The following is a 20,341-nucleotide window of genomic DNA, read 5'->3' as shown; positions in this document are numbered from 1 at the left end:
ATTGACCGCGAAGGTCCACGTGCCGTGATCGGGCTCAGCGGCGAGCCGCGCACAGCGGCCGCCGCACCGGCGGCAGACGCGCCCCCGTCGGGACGCCTATGGCATTGCGTGGGTGGCTGGGTCCCGCGCGCGATATGAGAGGTACGGCACCATGGTGGACCGCGACGTCCTGGCACTCGACGACCCGGTGGGGCAATCGCTCGGCGGTCACCACGCGCATCTCGCCCGCCGGTTCGGCCGGGCTGCCACCTACCTGCCGGACGTCGCGACCTTCTCCGCGGTGTCCGCCGACCCGGACGCGACGGAATGGGCCGACCTGGCCGGGTTGCTCGGACCGGGCGAACTCGCCGACATGTTCAGCTGTCCGGCCACTCCGCCGCCGGGCTGGGAGCCGGTCTTCTGTCTCCAGGGCCGTCAGATGGTCTGGCCCGGCATCGTTCGGCCCGATCATTCCCCTGCGGGGGCCGGGACCGGTAACGGGGTGGTCGAACTGGGCGGGGACAGCGTGGCCGAGATGGTCGATCTCGTCGCGCGGACCGAGCCGGGGCCGTTCTGGCCGCGCACCCACGAACTCGGCGCCTACCTCGGCATCCGCGACCATGGCACGTTGGTGGCGATGGCGGGGGAGCGGTTGCGGCCTCCGGGGTGGACCGAGATCAGCGCGGTCTGCACCGCTCCCGAGGCGCGCGGGCGAGGCCACGCCGCACGTCTGGTCAGTGCGCTCGTCGCGCGGATCGTGGCCCGCGGTGAACGTCCCTTCCTGCATGTGGCCGAGGCGAATACCGGCGCGATCGCGCTGTATGAGCGGCTCGGCTTCACCACCCGCAAGCAGGTGACTTTCCGAGGTTTCCGCACACCGTGACGGGAGGGTGCAACAGCGGGACGATGCCCACGGAGCGGCCGTCCTCGTCGAGCAACCGCCCCATGTGCTTGACCGTGCGCAGGACCAGCGAACGGTCGTCGATGGCCAGGCGGGGCAGCCGCCGGGCGAGGTGGGTCTCGAAGGCGTGCACGTCGCCCAGGGCGCGTCGGGTTCTACCGGCGCACGTGGGAACACTCGGACGCGACGATCAGTGAGCTTCCCCTCGACGCCCCCGGCCACGTGCCGTGGTGGCCGGAGCCTTATCCCAACACGAACCTGTTCGCCATCGCGATCCTGTCCACGAGGGCGATCACCGCCGTCTTGGACACCACCTCGATGAGGTCCCGCAGGATCGTGGCCACCATCTCGCGGTCCCGGTCGCGGCTCCGTGAGGAAGCGGCCACCGAGACGACGCGTTGGTACGCGGACGATCGGACGTGCTCATCCGCATGGCATCGCTTCATCCATTGTCGCAGGGTTGGACAAGCGGGGCACTCGCACCGGGATCTCAATCGTCGCGTCCCGCTTCCTGGGCTTCGCGTACCCGCTCGTACCGCTCGCCCGGTGACAGGTCCGGGTGCTTCGCCGCTTCCGAGTGCGGCTCGGTCTTCATGAGGAGGCTCTGCAGCGTCAGCGCGTGTTCGCCATGCATTTGTTTGGAGAGCCCGAACGGCGACAGGTCCTCATAGGGCATCTCGCCTTCCTTTCCCGCGATCTCGCCGCTGCCGATGGACTCGTGGTCGTAGGGCAGCACACCTCCGCTGTGCACGGGCCGCCATGAGGGGGGTTCATCTCTTACGCTGTCGAATACCATCAGGCCCAGGTAGGTGTGACCGGCCTTGATCCACGGGGCGCACGGAACCTGCCACAGCTCTGCACGGAAGCGGTCCGGCAGCTTCTTCGCATGGTCCCTGCTGTGCAGCACCTTGTCGACGACGATCTCCGCACTGCGTTCGCCGCGTGCCTGCCTCTCGCTGCCTTCCCTGATGTGGAAGACAGTCACGTGGTCGCCGAACGACACCCAGTCCTGCGCATCCTGTGCCGGATAGTCGGGATAGGCGGCGTCGTAGTTGGCATCGGCGCCTCGGCAGCCGTGATAGCCGTTGCCCTCGCCATCGGCCAGGTACAGGCTGCCCGCCACACCCACCACCGCCGCCAGAGCCGCACCCGCGGCCACCACCGCGCGTCGGCCTCCGGTCCAGTCGCTCCAACGCATAGCCCCTCCTCGCGCACGCAACCGGTCATCCAAGGGACGCTTCCGCGGCACCTTAGGTTGTAGGCCGCGGCTGGTCCCGGGGACCAAAGTTCGCGGGGAGTCTGGGGTGCGGAGCCAGCCGCTGAGCCGGGCGGGGGGAGTTGACTGCCCAGGTGAACGGGGCGGTCCTGCCCCGTACCACTCAAGGAGGAACACCCACCGTGTCCGTCGCTTCCGTAGCCGAGCAGACGATCGCTCCCCAGGATCTCGTGGCCCGTGCGCACGACCTCATTCCGCAGCTGCGCTCGAACGCCGAGAGCACCGAGCAGCAGCGCAATGTCGCGCCCGGGAACATGCAGGCGCTGCGTGACTCAGGGCTGTTCCGGCTCACCATCCCGCCGCGCTTCGGCGGGTACGAAGTGAACATGCGCACCCAGGTGGAGGTGCTCTCCGAGATCGGCCGCGGCTGCGCCTCCACCGGTTGGATCACCGCGAACCACGCCGCGTCCACGGACTTCGCGCTGCTGCTGCCCGAGGAAGGGCTGCAGGAGATCTTCGGGGCGAACCCCAACGCGGTGCTGCTGTCCGCCGCCAGCCTCCACGCGTCGCGCGCGGAGCGCGTCGAGGGCGGTTTGGTCGTCAACGGCCGTTTCCCCTACGCCTCGGGCTGCGAGATCTCGGACTGGGCGATGCTGGGCGCCGTACCGCTGATGGAGGACGGCGAGGCGGTCGGCGCCGTCGACGTGCTCCTGCGGCCCAGCGAGATGGTCATCGAGGACACCTGGCACGTCGCCGGGCTGGAGGGCACCGGCACCCATGCGATGGTCGCCACCGACGTGTTCGTCCCGCACCACCGGGCGCTGATCCCCAACCGCGCCCCCGATGGCCGCTACGAGGAGCTGATCTCGCCGACCGTCCTGGTCAAGGGCAACCTCCACTCGCTGTCCTCGCTCGTGGGCGCCGCGCGCGGCGCGCTGGACGTCGTACGGGAGACGCTGGACAAGAACCGGCCCATCGCCTACTCCACCTACGAGCGCGCGGTGGACTCCCCGACGATCCAGGTGTGGTTCGCCGAGGCCACGCACCTGATCGAGACCGGCATGCTGCACATGTTCGCCACCGCGGACGGCATCGACCAGGCGCGGAAGGGCGAGGAGCTGGCCGGTCCCGAGCGGGCGCGGCTGCGCATGCACAGCGCCTCCGCGCTGGAATGCAGCCGCCGGGGGATGCAGAAGCTCCTCGACATCGCCGGTACCAGCGGCTTCGCCCTCAAGAACCCGGTGCAGCGCTACTGGCGCGACCTGGAGACCGGAAGCCGGCACGCCATGCTGAACCACCCGATGATCCTGGAGGACTACAGCCGGGCGCTGCTCGGGCGGCCGGGAATCTCGATCTTCCACTGAGTGTCGGGTCTCGTAGGGGGCGTCGCGGGGAGGCGTCGGGGGGCGTCGCGCCCCCTACGAGACGCCGCGCAGGACAGCGGTGCCGAGTGTCTGCGCGAGGTGCAGGGCGACGTGCAGGCGCAGGCGCTCCTCGCGCAGGGAGCGGCCGAGCAGGTGCTCGGCCTTCTTGACGCGGTAGGCCACCGTGTTCTTCGCGACGTGCAGCCGCTCGGCCGCCGTCGACAGGCTCCGTTCGTGGTCCAGATAGCACTTGACGGTCTCCCGCAGCGCGGAGTTGGTCTCGCCGCCCCCGGCCAGCGGCCCCAGTTCCCGGGTCACGAAGCCCGCCGTCGAGTTCAGGTCGCCGCCCAGCAGCACGGCCAGTTCGACGGACGCGTAATCGTGGACGGAGGCGGGAGAGCCGGACGTACGGACGACCGTCTCGACCCGGCCCGCCTGTTCGTGGGAACGGCGGAACCCCGCGAGCCCCGCGCCGGGGAGTCCGGCGGCGATGTGGGCGTGCGGCGGTGCTTCCGGAGCGGCCCGCAGCCGTCCCGTCTCGGGGGGCGGGCCACTGGCCCGGCCGCCCCAGGCCCACAGCCTGCCGGGTCCGGCGGGCAGCAGCAGTACCGAGGAGTAACCGGCCCGCTCCAGCAACTGGCGGGCCTCACGCTCCAACTCGCCGACACAGCCGTCCACATGGTGCTCGCACCACAGCACCAGCGCGAGATGGTGCAGCGTCAGGTCGTATCCGAGCCGCGTGCTCGCCTGGCCGGGGGATACCTTCGCACCGGACAGCAGCGAGCGCGCCAGTTCCGCCCGCCGTGCCCGGGAGTCGGCGAGCCAGCGCTCCCGCTCGGCGGCGAAGTGTTCGCAGAGCCAGGAGGCGATCTGCTCCATGGCGTTGAACAGCCGCGCGGACGTCTCCCGCATCACGTCGGCCTGCGCCGTCCCGGGTACCGCGCTCGCGCAACGGGTGAACAGCAGGGAGCTGACCCGGGCGTGGGTGACCCGCAGATACTTCAGCGCCAGGTCGACCGGGAGCCCGAGGTGCACCAACTCGCCTACCGTGGCGCCCAGTTCGGCCAAGAGCGGATCAGGTGGCGACGCCTCGCGCAGCGCGAGGACGGACCACAGCACCAGCGCCTCGACGAAGCGCTCATCCGAGGCGGGGGAGGGGCGCTCAGGGGATCGGCACTCGCGCACCACCTCGCCGCTGAGGGCGGTGGAGGTCTCCACCGCCCATCCGGTGGGCCGCCGGCCGACGCGGTCCACGGCCTCGGCGAGGAGCGGCAGACCCACCGCGGCGCGTTCCACAACCGTGTCGTCGGAAGGGCGCAGCACCCGCAACAGGGAGTGCGGAGTACGGTCGTCCGGGTCGGCCTGCCGCTGGGACATCGCGCCTCAGCCCGCGATCTGGAAGCCGTGCTCGGCCGCCGACTGACGCATACCGCCGGTGGGCTGCCGGTCGGGCCCGTTCAGGGCGAGCAGCAGCGCCTCGGCCACCGCGCCGCCCACACCGCCCTCGACGGCGAAGCCGGGCGGCGTGGAGGCGCCGTCCGGGGTCCGTACGACGGTGTTCGCGCCGCCGAGCCCGTCGCCCGTCACGACCGGGACGCCCGGGGAGAAGGGGAGGGCGGCGGTGGCGAAGGCGGGGGCCAGTGCCACGGCGGCATGCCCGGCCGCCACGGCCGTGCGCAGCTGCCCGAGCGCCGCGGCGGGCGGTTCCGGGTGCTCGTCCTGTGAGCCTCCGGACTCCGGGGTCAGGACCGGATAGACGACGAGGTCCACCGACGAGCCGTGCCGCGAGCGGAAGCGGACGGGCGGGAGCGGCGCGAGCGCCCCGGCCACCGCGGTCCGGCGTACGAAGGCCCGCAGCGCGTCGTCGTCGAGGTCGGCGAGGGAGGAGTCGAAGGCGCGCAGCGCGGCCGGGGTGCCGAGGTCGGCCACGTAACCGACGGTGAGGGGCGACGGCTCGTCGAGGTGGGGTACCGCGATCTCCGTCCGGAAGTCCTTGACCTCGCGTCGGGCGGACTCGGCGGTGCGGCCCGCCAGCGGACGCACCAGATGCAGGGCGTCCTGGTTGCGCAGGATCTCGCACACGGTCCGCAGGCCGGCCGTGAGCTTGGTGATCTCCGCGTCCGTCACCTGCACCGACGGCTCGACGCGCAGCGTGTTCGGGGCGCTGCCGGTGGGCATGAGGCGCACCCCGTGCTCCCGCAGCAGATAGCCCGCCACCGCGAAGCCGAAGAAGCCGCCGAGGGCCTGGGCGCGGATATGGGCCGAGACGGCGTCGGACTGGTCGCGGAATTCGAATCCGAGGAGCAGGCCGGTGCCCCGTACGTCGGCGACGACGTCGGGGTAGTCGGCCTGTACGCCCTCCAGCGCCGTGCGCAGCGCCGCACCGCGCTCGGCCGCCAGGCGGTAGGCATGGCCGCCGTCGGCCTCCAGCATGTCCAGCACCTTCAGGGCGATGGAGCAGGAGAAACTGTCCTTGGCGAACGTGGAGCTGTGCAGCAGCTCGAACTCCTGCTGGTAGCGGTCGGAGCGCACCAGCAGTACCGAGGTCTTGGCGAGCCCGCCGCCAAGGCTCTTGGCCAGGGTGTAGTAGTCGCCGCGCAGCCCGATGCGGGAGCTGGCGAAGAACGCGCCGGTGCGGCCCACGCCCGTCTGGATCTCATCCACCACCAGCGGGATACCGGCCGCGCGGCAGATCTCCTGGATGCGCTGCGCCTCGGCGCGGCGCAGCTCGACGATTCCGCCTTCGCCCAGCACCGGCTCGGCGAACATCGCGGCGAAGACGGGAACGTCGCGATCGACGACCTCCACTACGCCGTCCGAGAGCGTCACATCGAGTGCGGTGACCCGTTCCGCTTCCAGGGTCTCCAGCAGCTTCTCCGGCTGCCCGGCCGGGACGAACCTGGTCTGGGCGCCCAGACCCTGGAACGGCAGCCGGAAGCCCTGGTTGTGGGTGAGCTGCAGGCTGCCGGTCAGCTTGCCGTGGAAACCGCCGGTGAGCGCGAGGAAGAGGGAAGGGCACGCCAGGGCGGCGGCGTTGTGGCGGCCCAACTCCTCGGCCAGGACGGTGACGTCGGCGTCCTGGTCCGCGCTGGAGTCGATCAGGTCGCTGGCGCGCGGGCCGAGCACCGCCGTTCCGGCGCGCAGCGCCTCGGTGGCCCGCGCCAGGTTGCCCGTCAGCTCCTCGGAGAGTGCGCCCAGGCGCGTCACCCGCTCCAGCTCGGCGTGTTTGAGGGCGGCCTCGATGGCCTCGGCGCCGCTGTTCGCGAAGATCGCCGAGTAGCTGCCGGCGGAGCCCTCGTCCTGGTCGGCGAACTCCCGGCGCAGGATGGCGTTCAGCCGGGCGGCCACCTCGTGGGCCTGGGTGCGCTGGGAGAACTGCGCGTGCACCGGCGTCAGTTCGTCCAGCAGGGCCTTGGCGTGGTCGATGATCTCCGGATGGTTGTGGCCGAAGATGAGCGAGCCGAAGCCGCCGACGAAGTCGGTCACCGCTGTGTCGCTTCCGCTGCCGGACACGTCGGGGGAGTGGACCGTATTGCCCCGTGCGTGGGTGTACTCCACATCCAGGCACCAGGCCGAGAGCATGTCGTCCAGGAAGCGCTCGGCGTGCTTCTCGGCGTACTTCGGAGAGGGGGAGGGGTTCATGGCGTCCTCGCTGTGGTGGGGATTCGGTGCTGGGGCGGGCTCAGGCGAACTGCCGCAGCGGGTTGATCCGGTCCTCGCCGATCGACGCACGCAGCGCGGGATTCGTGACGCCCAGCCCGCGTTCGGGCGCCAGGCACAGGACGCCGACCTTGCCGACGTGCTGGCTCTTCTGTACGAGCCGGGCGGCCTCGCCGACGTCGGCGAGCGGGTGCAGCGCGGAGAGCGCCGGCGCGATCCGTCCGTTCGAGATCAGCCGGGTGAACTCCTGCTCTTCCTGGAGGTTGGCGCCGTGGCTGCCGACGATCTTCTTCAGCCGCATCCACAGATAGCGGTTGTCGAAGACGTGCTGGTAGCCGGTGCTGGAGCCGCAGGTCACGACCGTGCCGCCGCGCGCCGCGACGAAGACGGAGATGCCGAACACGGCCCGGCCCACGTGCTCGAAGACGATGCGCGGGTCGTCGCCGGTCTCGGTGCGGATGATCCGGCCCAGGCGCTTGCCGATCTGGATGGTCTCCTCGGGTGTGGGGTCGATGGTGTCGCCGAGCCCCAGCTCCTGACGGTTGATCACCACATCGCAGCCCATCGCGCGGGCCGCCTCCGCCTTGCGCTCGGAGCCGACGACGCCGACCGCCGTGCCGCCGCCGTTGCGGACGAGCTGGCTCGCGTAGCTGCCCAGCCCGCCTGCCGCGCCCCAGATCAGCACGACGTCGCCCTGCTTCATGCGCGCGCCCGTGTCGCTGACCAGCATCCGGTAGGCCGTACTGCCGACCAGCGGGCTGCTCGCCGACTCCTCCCAGGTCAAGTGGGCGGGCTTGGAGACGAGCTGGCTGGCGCGGGCCACCGCGTACTGGCCCAGGCCGCCGAAGTTGGTCTCGTACCCCCAGGCGCGCTGCTCGGTGCCGAGCATGCCGTCCGCGTGGGTGGCGGGCTCCTGGTCGTCCACGTGGACCGGGTGGACGAGGACGTGGTCGCCGACCTGCCAGCGGCGGACGCCGCTGCCGGTGCGTACGACGACCCCGGAGGCGTCGGAGCCGGGCACCTGGTGCGGCTGGTCGTGCCGGGCCGCCCAGCCGCCCTGCTTGGCGTACCGCTTCAGGAAGTCGAACGTGGGCAGCGGCTCGAACATCGCCGACCACACGGTGTTGTAGTTGATGGAGCTGGCCATCACCGCGACCACGACCTCGTCCGGGGCCAGCTCGGGCATGGGCACCCGGCCGACGCGCAGTGAGGAGCGCACGTCCTTGGACGTGCTGTCGCGGAACATGCCGACGTCCGACGCGAGCAGGTGCGCCGCCACGTATTCGCGGGGCAGGGGCGTGCGGCGCAGCTCGTCGGGGTCCGCGCCGGAGAGCACCGCCTCCGCGAGCGGGTCCAGGGTTTCCGGAGTTTTCTGCATGGATTCGGCTCCTTTCGGCTGTTTGCCAACGTACTGAGCGACCGGCGCCCGAAGGTCAACGCGACGGTCTCGGCCCGCTCTCGGCCTCGGGTAAACGGACGAAGACCGGGGCGTTCCCCGCCGCTGCTTAGGGTCGGCGACCGACAACTGAAGACCGGCGATCGACGACCAGGGAGTAGAGCCATGAACGAGGTCCGGAGCGCCGACGGCACGGCCGAGGAGCCGATCGCCGTCGTGGGTGTGGCCTGCCGCCTCCCCGGAGCGCCGACCCCCGACGCCTTCTGGGAGCTGCTGCGCGAGGGCCGCAGCGCGGTCGCCGCCCCGCCTCCCGGCCACCCCGGAGTGGCCGACGGCGACCAGCACCCCGGCGGCTACCTGGACCACACGGGCGTGTTCGACGCCGCGTTCTTCGGCATCTCCCCGCGCGAGGCCCGGGCCATGGATCCGCAGCAGCGGCTGATGCTGGAGCTGGCCTGGGAAGCGGTGGAGAACTCCGGGACGGTTCCCACGACGCTGCGCGACTCCCGTACCGGAGTGTTCGTGGGGGCCATGGGCGACGACTGGGTGACGCGGCAGGCGCGGGACGCGGCGGCCGACGGGCCCGGCCGGCACTCCCTCACCGGTCGGAGCCGGGGTGTCATCGCCAACCGCACGTCCTGGATGCTGGGCACCCGCGGGCCCAGCATGACGGTCGACACCGGGCAGTCCTCGTCCCTGACCGCCGTCCACCTCGCCTGCGAGAGCCTGCGCGAGGGCGAGTCCGAAATCGCCCTCGCCGGTGGCGTCAGCCTGCTTCTGGACCCCGCGAGCACGGCAGGTGTCGCCGCCTTCGGCGCACTGTCCCCGGACGGCGCCTGCCACACCTTCGACGTCCGGGCCAACGGCTACGTACGGGGAGAGGGCGGCAGCCTCGTCGTCCTGAAGCCGCTGAGCCGGGCGCTGGCGGACGGCGACCACGTGCGCTGCGTCATCCTGGGCAGCGCCGTCAACAACGACGGCGGCGGAGAGTCCCTGACCACACCCCGGGCCGAGACCCAGCGGGAGGTGGTGGAGACCGCCCTGACCAGGGCAGGTGTGACGGCGGCCGACGTCCAGTACGTCGAACTGCACGGCACCGGCACGCCCGTGGGTGACCCGGTCGAGGCCACGGCGCTGGGCGCCGCCCTCGGCACACGGCGGCCCGTGGACGACCCCCTGCTGGTGGGGTCGGCGAAGACCAACGTCGGACACCTCGAGGGTGCCGCGGGCATCACCGGTCTGCTCAAGGCAGCGCTCTCGGTCCAGCACGGCGAGCTGCCGCCCAGCCTCAATCACCGCACCGCCGACCCGGCGTTGTGCCTGGACGAGGCGAACGTGCGGGTGCACACGGAGCTGGGCCGCTGGCCGCTCCCCGGGCGACGGCTGATCGCCGGGGTGAGCGCGTTCGGGATGGGCGGCAGCAACTGCCATGTCGTGCTCGCCGAAGCCCCCACGCGCGATCAGGAAGAAGCCCCCACGCGCGATCAGGAAGAAGCCCCCACGCGCGATCAGGAGGCGGAGGCGGACCCGGGGGAAACCGAGGCCGTCGGCGAACCGGATGTGATCGGCTTCCCGCTGTCGGCCCGTAGTACGGCGGCCCTGCGCGGCCAGGCGGACGCCCTGCGCCGCCACCTTGAGGCCCGCCCGGGGCTCGCGCTGCCCGACGTCGCCTGGTCGCTGGCGACCACCCGCAGCCACTTCGAGCACCGGGCCGTGGCGCTCGCCGCCGACCGGGACGAACTGCTGCGCCAGCTGGACGCGCTGGCAACCGGCACGCCTTCAGCGGGCGTGGTGGAAGGGGACACGGAAGGGGAGCAGGGGGCAGATGGCGCGCTCGCGCTGCTGTTCACCGGGCAGGGCGCGCAGCGGCTCGGCTCGGGCCGCGAACTGGCCGCCGCCTCACCGGAGTTCGGAACCGCGCTGGACGAGATCTGCGCACACCTCGACCCGCTCCTGGACCGCCCGTTGCGCGAGGTCCTCTGGGCGTCCGAAGACGATGCCGAGCAGGACGGGGAGCGTCTGCTGGACCGTACCGAGTACACCCAGCCCGCGCTGTTCGCCCTGGAAGTGGCGCTGTTCAGGATGGTGCACGGCTGGGGCGTACGGCCCGGCTTCCTGATCGGCCACTCCGTCGGCGAGCTGGCGGCGGCCCACGTCGCGGGTGTCCTGTCGCTGCCGGACGCCTGTGCGCTGGTGGCCGCGCGCGGTCGGCTGATGCAGTCGCTGCCCGCCGGGGGCGCGATGGTCGCCGTCCAGGCAGAGGAGACGGAGCTACGGGCCGAGCTGCCCGAGTACGAGGGGCGGCTGACCGTCGGGGCCGTCAACGGGTCGCACTCCACGGTGATTTCCGGTGACGAGGACGCGGTGGCCGAGCTGGCGGCGAGCTGGCGGGAACGGGGCCGCAAGGTCAAGCGGCTGCCCGTGAGCCACGCCTTCCACTCGCACCACATGGATCCCGTACTGGATGAATTCCGGTGCGTGGCCGAGGAGTTGACGTTCCACGCTCCCGCCATCCCGATCATTTCCAACCTGACCGGCGAGGTCGTGGACGGCTCGGAGATCGCCACCGCCGACTACTGGGTCCGCCACCTGCGCGGCACCGTCCGCTTCCTGGACGGAGTGCGTCGCCTGGACGCCGAAGGTGTCCGCGACTTCATCGAACTCGGACCGGACGGCGTCCTGTGCGCCGCCACCCGCGAGTCGGTGCCTGCCGTCGGCAAGAGCTTCATGCCGGTGTTGCGCGGCGCCCGGCCCGAGGCGCAGGCCGCGCGGATGGCCGCCGCGACCCTGCACGTACGCGGCCATCGCGTCAGCGCGCGGGCGCTCGCCGGGCGCACCGGGCACCGCGTGGAACTGCCCACTTACGCCTTCCAGGGGGAGCGGCACTGGCCGGACACCTCGGCTGCGCCGGACGCCTCCGCCGCACCGGATGCTCAGGCTGTTCCGGGGACCCCGGACGCTCCGGTGGCGGCAGCCGGTGTGGACGGTGGCCATGCCCCCGGCACCGGCACCGACGTCAAGGCCGACCCGCGTGCCCTGCTCCACACCGTCCGGCTGCACGCCGCGGTCGTCCTCGGGCACCCGTCCGCCGATTCCGTGCATCCGCGGACCGCGCTGCGCGAGCAGGGGCTCGACTCACTCGGCGTGGTGGAGCTGTGCGACCGCCTGTCCCAGGCGCTCGGCCTCAGCCTGCCCGCCGCCCTCGTCTTCGACCACCCCACCCCGCAGGCGCTCGCCGAACACCTCGGCGACGAACTGGCCGGGCGGACGGCACCGGTCGCGGCCCCCGCCGACCCGTCCGCCGATGACGAGGACCCGATCGTGATCGTGGGGGCGGCCTGCCGCTTCCCGGGCGGGGTCGGCTCCCCGGAGGACCTGTGGCGCGTGGTCGCCGAGGGCGCGGACGTCATCTCCGACTTCCCCGAGGACCGGGGCTGGGACGTCGAGAGCATCTACGACCCGGAGCTGGGCCGCCCCGGTACCACGTACGTCCGTGAAGGCGGATTCCTCCGTGGCGCCGCCGAGTTCGACGCGCCCTTCTTCGGCATCAGCCCGCGCGAGGCCCACGCCATGGACCCGCAGCAGCGGCTCCTCCTCGAAACGTCGTGGGAGTGCCTGGAGCGCGCCGGGATCGATCCCGCCCGCCTGCGCTCCACCCCCACCGGCGTCTTCGTCGGCACGACCTACCAGGAGTACGGCCCGCGCTTCGCCGACGCCCAGGGCGGCTCCGAGGGCCACCTGTTCACCGGCACCACGCCGAGCGTCGCCTCCGGCCGTATCGCCTACGCGCTCGGGCTGGAGGGCCCTGCGGCCACCGTGGACACCGCCTGCTCCGCGTCGCTGGTCTCCATCCATCTGGCCTGCCGCTCGCTGCGCGCGGGCGAATGCGAGGCGGCCCTCGCGGGCGGCGCGACCGTGATGCCCGAGCCCGGAATCTTCGCCGAACTGAGCCGACTGGGCGGCCTCGCGCCCGACGGCCGGTGCAAGCCCTTCTCCGGGGCGGCGAACGGTACGGGATGGTCCGAGGGCGTCGGCCTGGTGCTGCTGGAGCGGCTGTCGGTGGCGCGGGCCCGCGGCCACCGGGTGCTGGCGGTCGTACGCGGCTCCGCCATCAATTCCGACGGCGCGTCCAACGGCCTGACGGCGCCGAGCGGCAGCGCTCAGCAGCGGGTGATCCGGGCCGCGCTGGCGGACGCCGGTCTGTCCGGCGCGGATGTGGATGTGGTCGAGGCGCACGGCACGGGGACGCGGCTGGGCGATCCGATCGAGGCGGGCGCGCTGCTGGCCACGTACGGGCAGGGGCGGGCCTCCGGACATCCGCTCCGGCTCGGGTCGGTGAAGTCGAACATCGGTCACACGCAAGCGGCGGCCGGGGCGGCCGGTGTGATCAAGGTGCTGGGTGCGCTGCTGAACGGCGTGCTGCCCGCGACGCTGCACGTCGACGAGGCGTCTCCGGCCGTGGACTGGTCGAGCGGCGGTGTGGAACTGCTGACGGAGCCCCGGTCCTGGACGCGCGGCGAACGCGTTCGCCGCGCCGGAATCTCGTCCTTCGGCATCAGCGGTACGAACGCGCACGTGATCCTGGAGGAGCCCCCGGCCGAGGAAGATGGCCACGAGGACACCACGGAACCCGGCGTCGCGCCGCCCGTCCCGTGGTTCCTCTCCGCCCGCACCCCCGAGGCGTTGCGCGCCCAGGCCGCCGGGCTCCGTGCCCACCTGGAGCGCCACCCCGCGCGGCCGTTGGACGTCGCCCACTCCCTCGCCACCACCCGAACCGCCTTCGACCACCGTGCGGCGGTCGTCGGTGCGGACGGAGAGGAACTGCTGCGTGGCCTCGCGGCGCTGGCGGCAGATGAGGCCGACGCGTCCGTCGTCACCGGTGTGGCAGGCGCGAGCGCCGAGGGGAAGACCGTCTTCGTCTTCCCCGGGCACGGCTCCCAGTGGACCGGCATGGCCGACGGACTCATGGAGGAATCACCGGGGTTCGCCGCGCGGATGCGCGAGTGCGCGGCGGCGATCGACCCGCACGTCGACTGGTCGCTGATGGACTCCGTACGCGGCGGGCCCGGCGCGCCGTCCCTGGAACGGATCGACGTCGCCCAGCCGGCGCTGTTCGCCGTCATGGTGTCCCTGGCACGGACGTGGACGGACGCGGGGGTGCGCCCCGACGCCGTCGTGGGCCACTCGCAGGGCGAGATCGCGGCAGCCTGCGTCGCCGGGGTGCTGTCCCTGGAGGAGGCGGCACGGGCCGTGGTCGTCCGCAGCCGGGTGTTCGCCGAGGCGCTGACCCGGCGAGGGGCGATGGCTTCGGTGGCGCTGCCTGTGGCCGACGTACGGGAGCGGATCGCCGACGGGTTCCCGGGACTTGAGGTCTCCGGCGCCAACAGCCCGCGCGCGACCACCGTCGCGGGCGAGCCCGGCGAGGTGACACGCTTCGTGGACGCGTGCAAGGCGGACGAGTTGCGGGCCCGCGTCATCGTCCCGGACGGTGCCTCGCACTGCTCCCTCATCGACGCGCTGCGCGAGCCGCTGCTGGACGCGCTCGGCGAGCTGCGTCCGCGCGAGGGCGACGTCCCGCTGTGCTCCTCGGTGACGGGGGAACTGATCGACGGCCGCACGATGGACGCCGACTACTGGTTCCGCAACGCCCGCGAGCCCGTCGACTTCCTCGGCGCGACCCGCACCCTGCTCGGCGCCGGGCACCGCTCCTTCCTGGAGATGAGCCCGCACCCGCTGCTGGTCACCAGCGTGCACACCACGGCGGAGGAAGCGGAGACGACGGTCACGGCCGTGGGGTCGCTGCGGCGCGGCGAGGGCGGCCTGGACCGCTTCCTGCGGTCGATCGCCGAGGCCCAGGTGCGGGGCGACGCCGTGGACCGCGCGGCCGTGATCGCCGGGGTGTGCACCCCGTCGGCAGCCACCCCCGCGCGGCGCGTCGAACTGCCCACGTACGCCTTTCAGCGGCAGCACTACTGGGCGCACGCGGGAACGGGTGACGTCACCTCGGCAGGCGTCGGATCCGCCGAACACCCCTTCCTCGGCGCGGTGGTCGGCCTGGCCGCCGACGACGGTGTCCTGCTCACCGGCCGCATCTCGCTGCGTACCCACCCCTGGCTCGCCGACCACGCCGTACCCGGCGCGGCACTGCTGCCGGGTGCCGCCTTCACCGAACTCGCGCTGCGCGCCGCCGACGAGGCAGGCTGCGGCGGCATCGACGAACTCACCCTGGAACGCCCGCTGTTGCTGCCAGAAACCCAGGCAGCGCTGCTCCAGGTGTCGGTCGGCGCACCGGACGAACACGGCCACCGTCCCTTCGCGGTGCACTCCCGCCCGGACGACGGCCCTGGCCACGGGCAGGGCGCACGGGACTGGATCCGGCACGTGACCGGCGCCCTGACCCCCCGCACCCGGCCCGAACCCGACGGCCTCACCGCGTGGCCGCCGCCCGGCGCCGAACCCGTATCCGTCGAGAACTTCTACGCGGAGCGCGCCGCGCGCGGCCAGGAGTACGGGCCCGCCTTCCAGGGGCTGCGGGCTGCCTGGCGCCGGGGCGAGGAACTCTTCGCCGAGCTGGCTCTGCCCGAGCAACGCCGCGAGGAGGCACAGAAGTTCGGCCTGCACCCGGCCCTGCTGGACGCGGCGCTGCAGACCGTGTTGCTGGGCAAGGGGCAGTCGGCCGAAGGGGAGGTGCTGCTGCCCTTCGCCTTGAGCGGGGTGTCGGTCCACGCGACCGGAGCCGCCACCGCCCGGGTGCGCGTCACTCCGGTGGCCGGGCGCGACGCCGTGGCGCTCACCGTCGCGGACTCCACGGGGCGGCCGGTCGCCGAGATCGAGTCGCTGGTGTGGCGCCCGGTGCCGGTGGCCGAGCTGACGGCCTCGCGGGCCGCGTCCCTGGACGCCCTCCACCGGGTGGAGTGGACCGCGCTGCCCGAGCAGCCTGCGGGCGGCCCCTCGGCGGAGGCGTCGGACGCGGTCGTGCTGGACGCCGAGTCGGCCGGTTCCTGCGCCGCCGTACTGGAGCGCCTGAACACCTGGCTCGCCGACGACGACAGCGCCCGAACCCTCGTCGTCCGCACCCGCGGCGCGGTCGCGGCCACCGCCCACGACGACGTCCCGGGCCTCGCCTGCGCCGCCGTATGGGGGCTGGTGCGCACTGCCCAGACCGAGCACCCGGGCCGCTTCGTCCTGCTCGACCTGGACTCCGTACGACCTGATGTCACGGAAGAGTCCGAGGACGAGGGCGTCACGCGCTCGGCCATCGCCGCCGCCCTCGCCACCGGGGAACCCCAACTCGCCGTACGAGGGGGACAATTGCTCGCCCCCCGGCTCGTCAAGGCGCACCCCGCCAAGCCGCCGGTGCTCTCCTCCGACGGCACGGTGCTCATCACCGGCGGCACCGGCGCGCTCGGTGCGCTCCTGGCCCGTCACCTCGTCACCGAACACGGCGTCCGGCACCTGCTCCTGGTGAGCAGGCGCGGCGAGGAAGCCCCCGGGGCCGTGGCCGTGCGCGACGAACTGCGGCAGCTGGGAGCCGAAGTGGCCGTCGCCGCGTGCGATGTCACCGACCGCGCCGCGCTCGCCCGGCTGCTGGCCGCCGTCCCGGACGCGCACCCGCTGACCGGCGTCGTGCACGCCGCCGGTGCTCTGGACGACGGCGTCATCGAGTCCCAGACGCCGGAGCGCCTTGAGCGGGTGCTGCGCCCCAAGGCGGAGGCCGCGCTCGCCCTGCACGAGCTGACCGCCGACACCGGGCTCGACCTGTTCGTCCTCTTCTCCTCCGTCATCGGTGTCCTGGGCGGCGCCGGGCAGGCCAACTACGCTGCCGCGAACGCCTACTTGGACGCGCTCGCCCAGCACCGCAGGAGCCGTGGCCTGCCCGCCACCTCGCTCGCGTGGGGCCTGTGGGAGCAGCCCAGCGGACTGGGCGAGCTGGCCGCCGCCGACGTGGCACGCATGCGCCGCACCGGTGTCGCCCCGCTGCCCACCGCCGACGGGCTGAGCCTGTTCGACGCCGCCGTGGGCGCCGAGGACGCCCTGCTCGTACCGGCCCGTCTCGACCTGGCGGCGGTCCGCCGCACCTCGGGCCCGGTACCCGCCCCGCTGCGCGGCCTCGTGCGGACGGCGGTGCGGCGCACCGCGCAGTCCGACGCGCCCGCGCCGGACTTCGCGGCCCGCCTCGCCGCGATGCCGACGGCCGAACGCGACCGGGTGCTGCTCGACCTCGTACGCGGCCACGCCGCGGCTGTCCTCGGACACGGCGACGGCGGCGCGGGCGCGGTCGCCGCCGACCGGGCGTTCCAGGATTCCGGCTTCGACTCGCTGACCGCGGTGGAACTGCGCAACAGCCTCGCGACCGCCAGCGGCGTACGACTGCCCGCGACACTGCTGTTCGACCACCCGACACCGCTCGCCGTCGCCCGCTACCTGGCCGGTGAACTCGTGCTGGACACCCGGGAGCCGACGCCGGTCGCGGCCCCCGCCGACCCGTCCGCCGATGACGAGGACCCGATCGTGATCGTGGGGGCGGCCTGCCGCTTCCCGGGCGGGGTCGGCTCTCCGGAGGACCTGTGGCGTGTGGTCGCCGAGGGCGCGGACGTCATGGCGGCCTTCCCCGAGGACCGGGGCTGGGACTTGGACACCCTCTACGGCTCGGACGGCCGGCCCGGCACGTCGGGCACCCGCGAGGGCGGATTCCTCTACGACGCGGGGCACTTCGACGCCGCCCTGTTCGGCATCAGCCCCAACGAGGCCGTGGCCATGGACCCGCAGCAGCGGCTCCTCCTGGAGACCGCGTGGGAGGTCTTCGAACGGACCGGGATGCCCGCGTCGGACCTGCGCGGCAGCGCCACAGGCGTGTTCACCGGCGTCGCGCACCACGACTACGGGGCGGGGGCCACGCACGTTCCCGGTGGCTCCGAGGGCTATCTGCTCACCGGCGGCGCACACAGCGTCGCCTCCGGGCGGATCGCGTACACCCTCGGACTCGAAGGCCCGGCGATCTCGGTGGACACCGCGTGCTCGTCCTCGCTGACGGCGCTTCATCTCGCCAGCCGCGCACTGCGCGCCGGTGAGTGCGAGGCGGCCCTCGCGGGCGGCGTGACGGTCATGGCCACCCCCACCGTCTTCGAGGACTTCACCCGGCAGCAGGGCCTGGCGGCGGACGGCCGCTGCAAGTCCTTCGCCGGGGCGGCGGACGGCACGGGGTGGTCGGAAGGTGTCGGGCTGATGCTGCTGGAGAGGCTGTCCGTGGCGCGGGCCCGCGGCCATCGGGTGCTGGCGGTCGTACGCGGATCGGCGGTCAACTCGGACGGCGCCTCCAACGGCCTGACCGCACCGAACGGCGGTGCTCAGCAGCGGGTGATCCGGGCCGCGCTGGCGGACGCCGGGCTGTCCGGCGCGGATGTGGACGTGGTCGAGGCGCACGGTACGGGGACCCGGCTGGGCGACCCGATCGAGGCCCAGGCGCTGCTGGCGACGTACGGCCGTGAGCGGGCCACGGGCGAACCGCTGTGGCTGGGCTCGGTGAAGTCGAACATCGGCCATACGCAGGCGGCTGCCGGGGTGGCAGGTGTGATCAAGATGCTGGGCGCGCTGCGGCACGAGTCCCTGCCCGCCACGCAGCACGTGGACGAGCCCTCGCCCGCCGTGGATTGGGAGAGCGGCGGCGTGGAGCTGCTGACGCGGGCCCGGTCCTGGCCGCGCGCCGAACGCGCCCGCCGCGCCGGAATCTCGTCCTTCGGCATTAGCGGGACCAATGCTCACGTGATCCTGGAGGAGCCCCCGGCCGAAGACCGGGAGGCCGCTGAATTCACGGACGACAGGGAATTCACGGACGACAGCGCCGCGTCGCCGTCCGCGCTTCCCCTGCCGCTCTCCGCGCGCGGCCCTCAGGCGCTGAGCGCCCAGGCGGAGCGGTTGCTGACCGCGATGGAGGGTGCCGACGCGCGGGACATGCTGGACCTCGCGTACTCCCTCGCCACCACGCGCAGTGCCCTCGACCACCGTGCCACCGCCGTCGGCGACGGGCCGGACGCCCTGCGGGCGGCCGTGGCCGCGCTGGCGCGCGGCGCGGGCGAGACCTGGTCGGCGCGGGCCGGCCGCAGCGCCGCCGTGCTGTTCACCGGCCAGGGCTCGCAGCGCGCGGGCGCCGGGCGCGAACTTCATGCCGCCCACCCCGTGTTCGCCGCCGTCTTCGACGAGATCAGCGTGCTGTTCGAACCGCACCTCGGCCGACCGCTGCACGACGTGGCCTTCGCCGCGCCGAACACCGAGGAGAGCGCGCTGCTGGACCGTACGGACTACACCCAGCCGGTGTTGTTCGCCCTGGAAGTGGCGCTGTTCCGGCTCCTGGAGTCCTGGGGCGTGGCGCCTCACTTCGTCGCCGGTCACTCCGTCGGCGAGCTGGCCGCGGCCCACGTCGCCGGAGTCCTGGACCTGCCCTCGGCCGTCACCCTGGTCGCGGCGCGCGGTCGGCTGATGAACGCCCTTCCGGCGCACGGGGCGATGGTCGCCCTGCCGGTCGCAGAGGAGGAGGTGCTGCCGCTGCTCGCGGGTCAGGAGGACCGGGTCGGCCTCGCCGCCGTCAACGGCCCCCGGTCCGTGGTGGTCTCCGGTGCCGAGGAGGACGTACTGGCGCTGGCCGCGCGCTTCGAGCGCCACCGTCGCCTGCGCACCAGCCACGCCTTCCACTCACCGCTGATGGAAGGGGCGCTGGAGGAGTTCCGCGCCGTCGCCGAGGGCCTGTCCTACGCGGCCCCGCGGATCCCCGTCGTCTCCACGCTGACCGGGCGGATCGCGGACCCGGAGGAGCTGCGCGACCCCGACTACTGGGTGCGGCACGCGCGGGGGACCGTACGGTTCGGCGACGCGGTGGCGACGCTGCGGGCCCACGGCGTGGACACCTTCTGCGAGGTGGGGCCGGACGCCACCCTGAGCACGGTCATCGAGGAGACCCTGGCGGCCGAGGAACAGGTGGGCGACCCGGGCGCACTGTCCGCGCTGCGCCGCCGCCAGCCGGAGGCCACCGGAGTGCTGTCGCTGCTGGGCTGGCTGCACGACCGCGGAGTCGGCGTCGACTGGGAGGCGTTCTTCGCGGGCACCGGAGCCCGCCGGGTACCGCTGCCCACGTACCCCTTCCAGCGCACGCGGTACTGGCTCGAAGTGGCCGGGGCGCCCACGGTCACCGGGGAGCCCGAGGCGGACGAGCCCATGGCCCGGAGCCAGCAATTCGCCGCGCGGCTGGGCGAGTTGAGCGGGACCGCGCGACGGCGGTACGCGCTGGACGCCATCCGGCAGCGGATCGCCGAGGCGCTCGGCCACGCCGACCTCACCGTCGTCGAACCCGATCGGCCGTTCCAGGACCTGGGCGTCGACTCCCTCGCGGCCGTCCGGCTGCGCGCCAGCATCAGCGCGCTGACCGGCCTCGACCTGCCCGCCACGCTCGTGTACGAACACCCGACACCGGCCGGGATCGCCGACCTCGTCCTGAAGGAGACCGAACCGGGCCAGGCTGACGTGCTGGCCCAACTCGACCGCCTGGAACAGACGCTGGCCAGCGCGACAGCCCTCGGCGACGACGCGTCCGCGCGCACGTCGGTCGCCGCACGGCTGCGACGGCTGGCCTCGGGCTGGGACGAGGACACCCGCCAGGCGGAGGCCGGAACACCTCCCGGGACCCCGGACCCGGACCCCGCCGCGCCCGACGACTTCGGCAACCTCGGCGACCTGTTCGCCTTCATCGACAACGACCTCGGCCGCACCACCGACTGACCGACCGAACCGGATCAGTCACCCGGTCCGCCGCCGAGCCCCCATGGAGAACCACC

The 20,341-nt window shown here is 73.1% G+C and carries 9 protein-coding genes and 1 pseudogene; 4 read left to right on the top strand and 6 right to left on the bottom strand.

Features of this window, described 5'->3' with window-relative positions; all coding sequences use genetic code 11:
- Window positions 1-151 precede the first annotated feature (151 nt).
- Entirely contained in the window at window positions 152-862 is a 711-nt protein-coding gene (locus ACFV9T_RS03710; protein WP_385436454.1) for a GNAT family N-acetyltransferase, read from the top strand.
- On the opposite strand, the gene ACFV9T_RS03705 is transcribed toward ACFV9T_RS03710, so the two are convergent.
- Window positions 816-1,013: a hypothetical protein gene (locus tag ACFV9T_RS03705; RefSeq protein ID WP_385436453.1), complete on the bottom strand. Its 198-nt coding sequence runs from the start codon at window positions 1,011-1,013 to the stop codon at window positions 816-818. The two genes, ACFV9T_RS03710 and ACFV9T_RS03705, sit on opposite strands and share 47 nt — an antisense overlap.
- 14 nt (window positions 1,014-1,027) lie before the next feature.
- On the opposite strand from ACFV9T_RS03705, the pseudogene ACFV9T_RS03700 reads away from it, so the two are divergent.
- Window positions 1,028-1,156: pseudogene (locus ACFV9T_RS03700) on the top strand (type I restriction endonuclease subunit M); the annotation flags it as partial.
- On the opposite strand, the gene ACFV9T_RS03695 reads toward ACFV9T_RS03700, so the two are convergent.
- Both ACFV9T_RS03695 and ACFV9T_RS03690 read right to left on the bottom strand, forming a co-directional pair.
- Window positions 1,123-1,266, bottom strand: coding sequence for a hypothetical protein (locus ACFV9T_RS03695; protein WP_385436452.1), 144 nt, complete (start codon window positions 1,264-1,266; stop codon window positions 1,123-1,125). The pseudogene ACFV9T_RS03700 and the gene ACFV9T_RS03695 sit on opposite strands and share 34 nt — an antisense overlap.
- Window positions 1,267-1,370: 104 nt before the next feature.
- Window positions 1,371-2,078: a hypothetical protein gene (locus ACFV9T_RS03690; protein WP_385436451.1), complete on the bottom strand. Its 708-nt coding sequence runs from the start codon at window positions 2,076-2,078 to the stop codon at window positions 1,371-1,373.
- A 200-nt stretch (window positions 2,079-2,278) separates the two neighbouring features.
- Here ACFV9T_RS03690 and ACFV9T_RS03685 point away from each other — a divergent pair, with 200 nt between their 5' ends.
- Complete coding sequence (locus ACFV9T_RS03685; protein ID WP_385436450.1) at window positions 2,279-3,460, top strand: acyl-CoA dehydrogenase family protein; 1,182 nt, start codon at window positions 2,279-2,281, stop codon at window positions 3,458-3,460.
- 54 nt (window positions 3,461-3,514) lie between these two features.
- On the opposite strand, the gene ACFV9T_RS03680 is transcribed toward ACFV9T_RS03685, so the two are convergent.
- The 3 genes from ACFV9T_RS03680 to ccrA are packed head-to-tail and all read right to left on the bottom strand — an operon-like array spanning window position 3,515 to window position 8,498.
- Entirely contained in the window at window positions 3,515-4,837 is a 1,323-nt protein-coding gene (locus tag ACFV9T_RS03680) for a PucR family transcriptional regulator (RefSeq protein ID WP_385436449.1), read from the bottom strand.
- Window positions 4,838-4,843: 6 nt separating this feature from the next.
- A complete protein-coding gene (locus ACFV9T_RS03675) occupies window positions 4,844-7,102 on the bottom strand; it encodes an aspartate aminotransferase family protein (RefSeq protein ID WP_385436448.1) in 2,259 nt (752 codons plus the stop codon).
- A gap of 40 nt (window positions 7,103-7,142) precedes the next feature.
- Window positions 7,143-8,498 carry a crotonyl-CoA carboxylase/reductase gene (gene ccrA, locus ACFV9T_RS03670; protein WP_385436447.1) on the bottom strand — a complete coding sequence of 452 codons (1,356 nt, stop codon included), beginning with the start codon at window positions 8,496-8,498 and terminating at the stop codon, window positions 7,143-7,145.
- A gap of 183 nt (window positions 8,499-8,681) precedes the next feature.
- Here ccrA and ACFV9T_RS03665 point away from each other — a divergent pair, with 183 nt between their 5' ends.
- On the top strand, window positions 8,682-20,285 hold the full coding sequence (locus ACFV9T_RS03665) for an SDR family NAD(P)-dependent oxidoreductase (protein WP_385436446.1): 11,604 nt from the start codon (window positions 8,682-8,684) through the stop codon (window positions 20,283-20,285).
- Window positions 20,286-20,341: the final 56 nt, after the last annotated feature.

The sequence above is a fragment of the Streptomyces sp. NPDC059850 genome (assembly GCF_042731515.1).
Lineage (GTDB): Bacteria > Actinomycetota > Actinomycetes > Streptomycetales > Streptomycetaceae > Streptomyces.
Note: the sequence above shows the minus strand (reverse complement) of the source record. Positions and strands in the feature narration are given on the sequence as shown.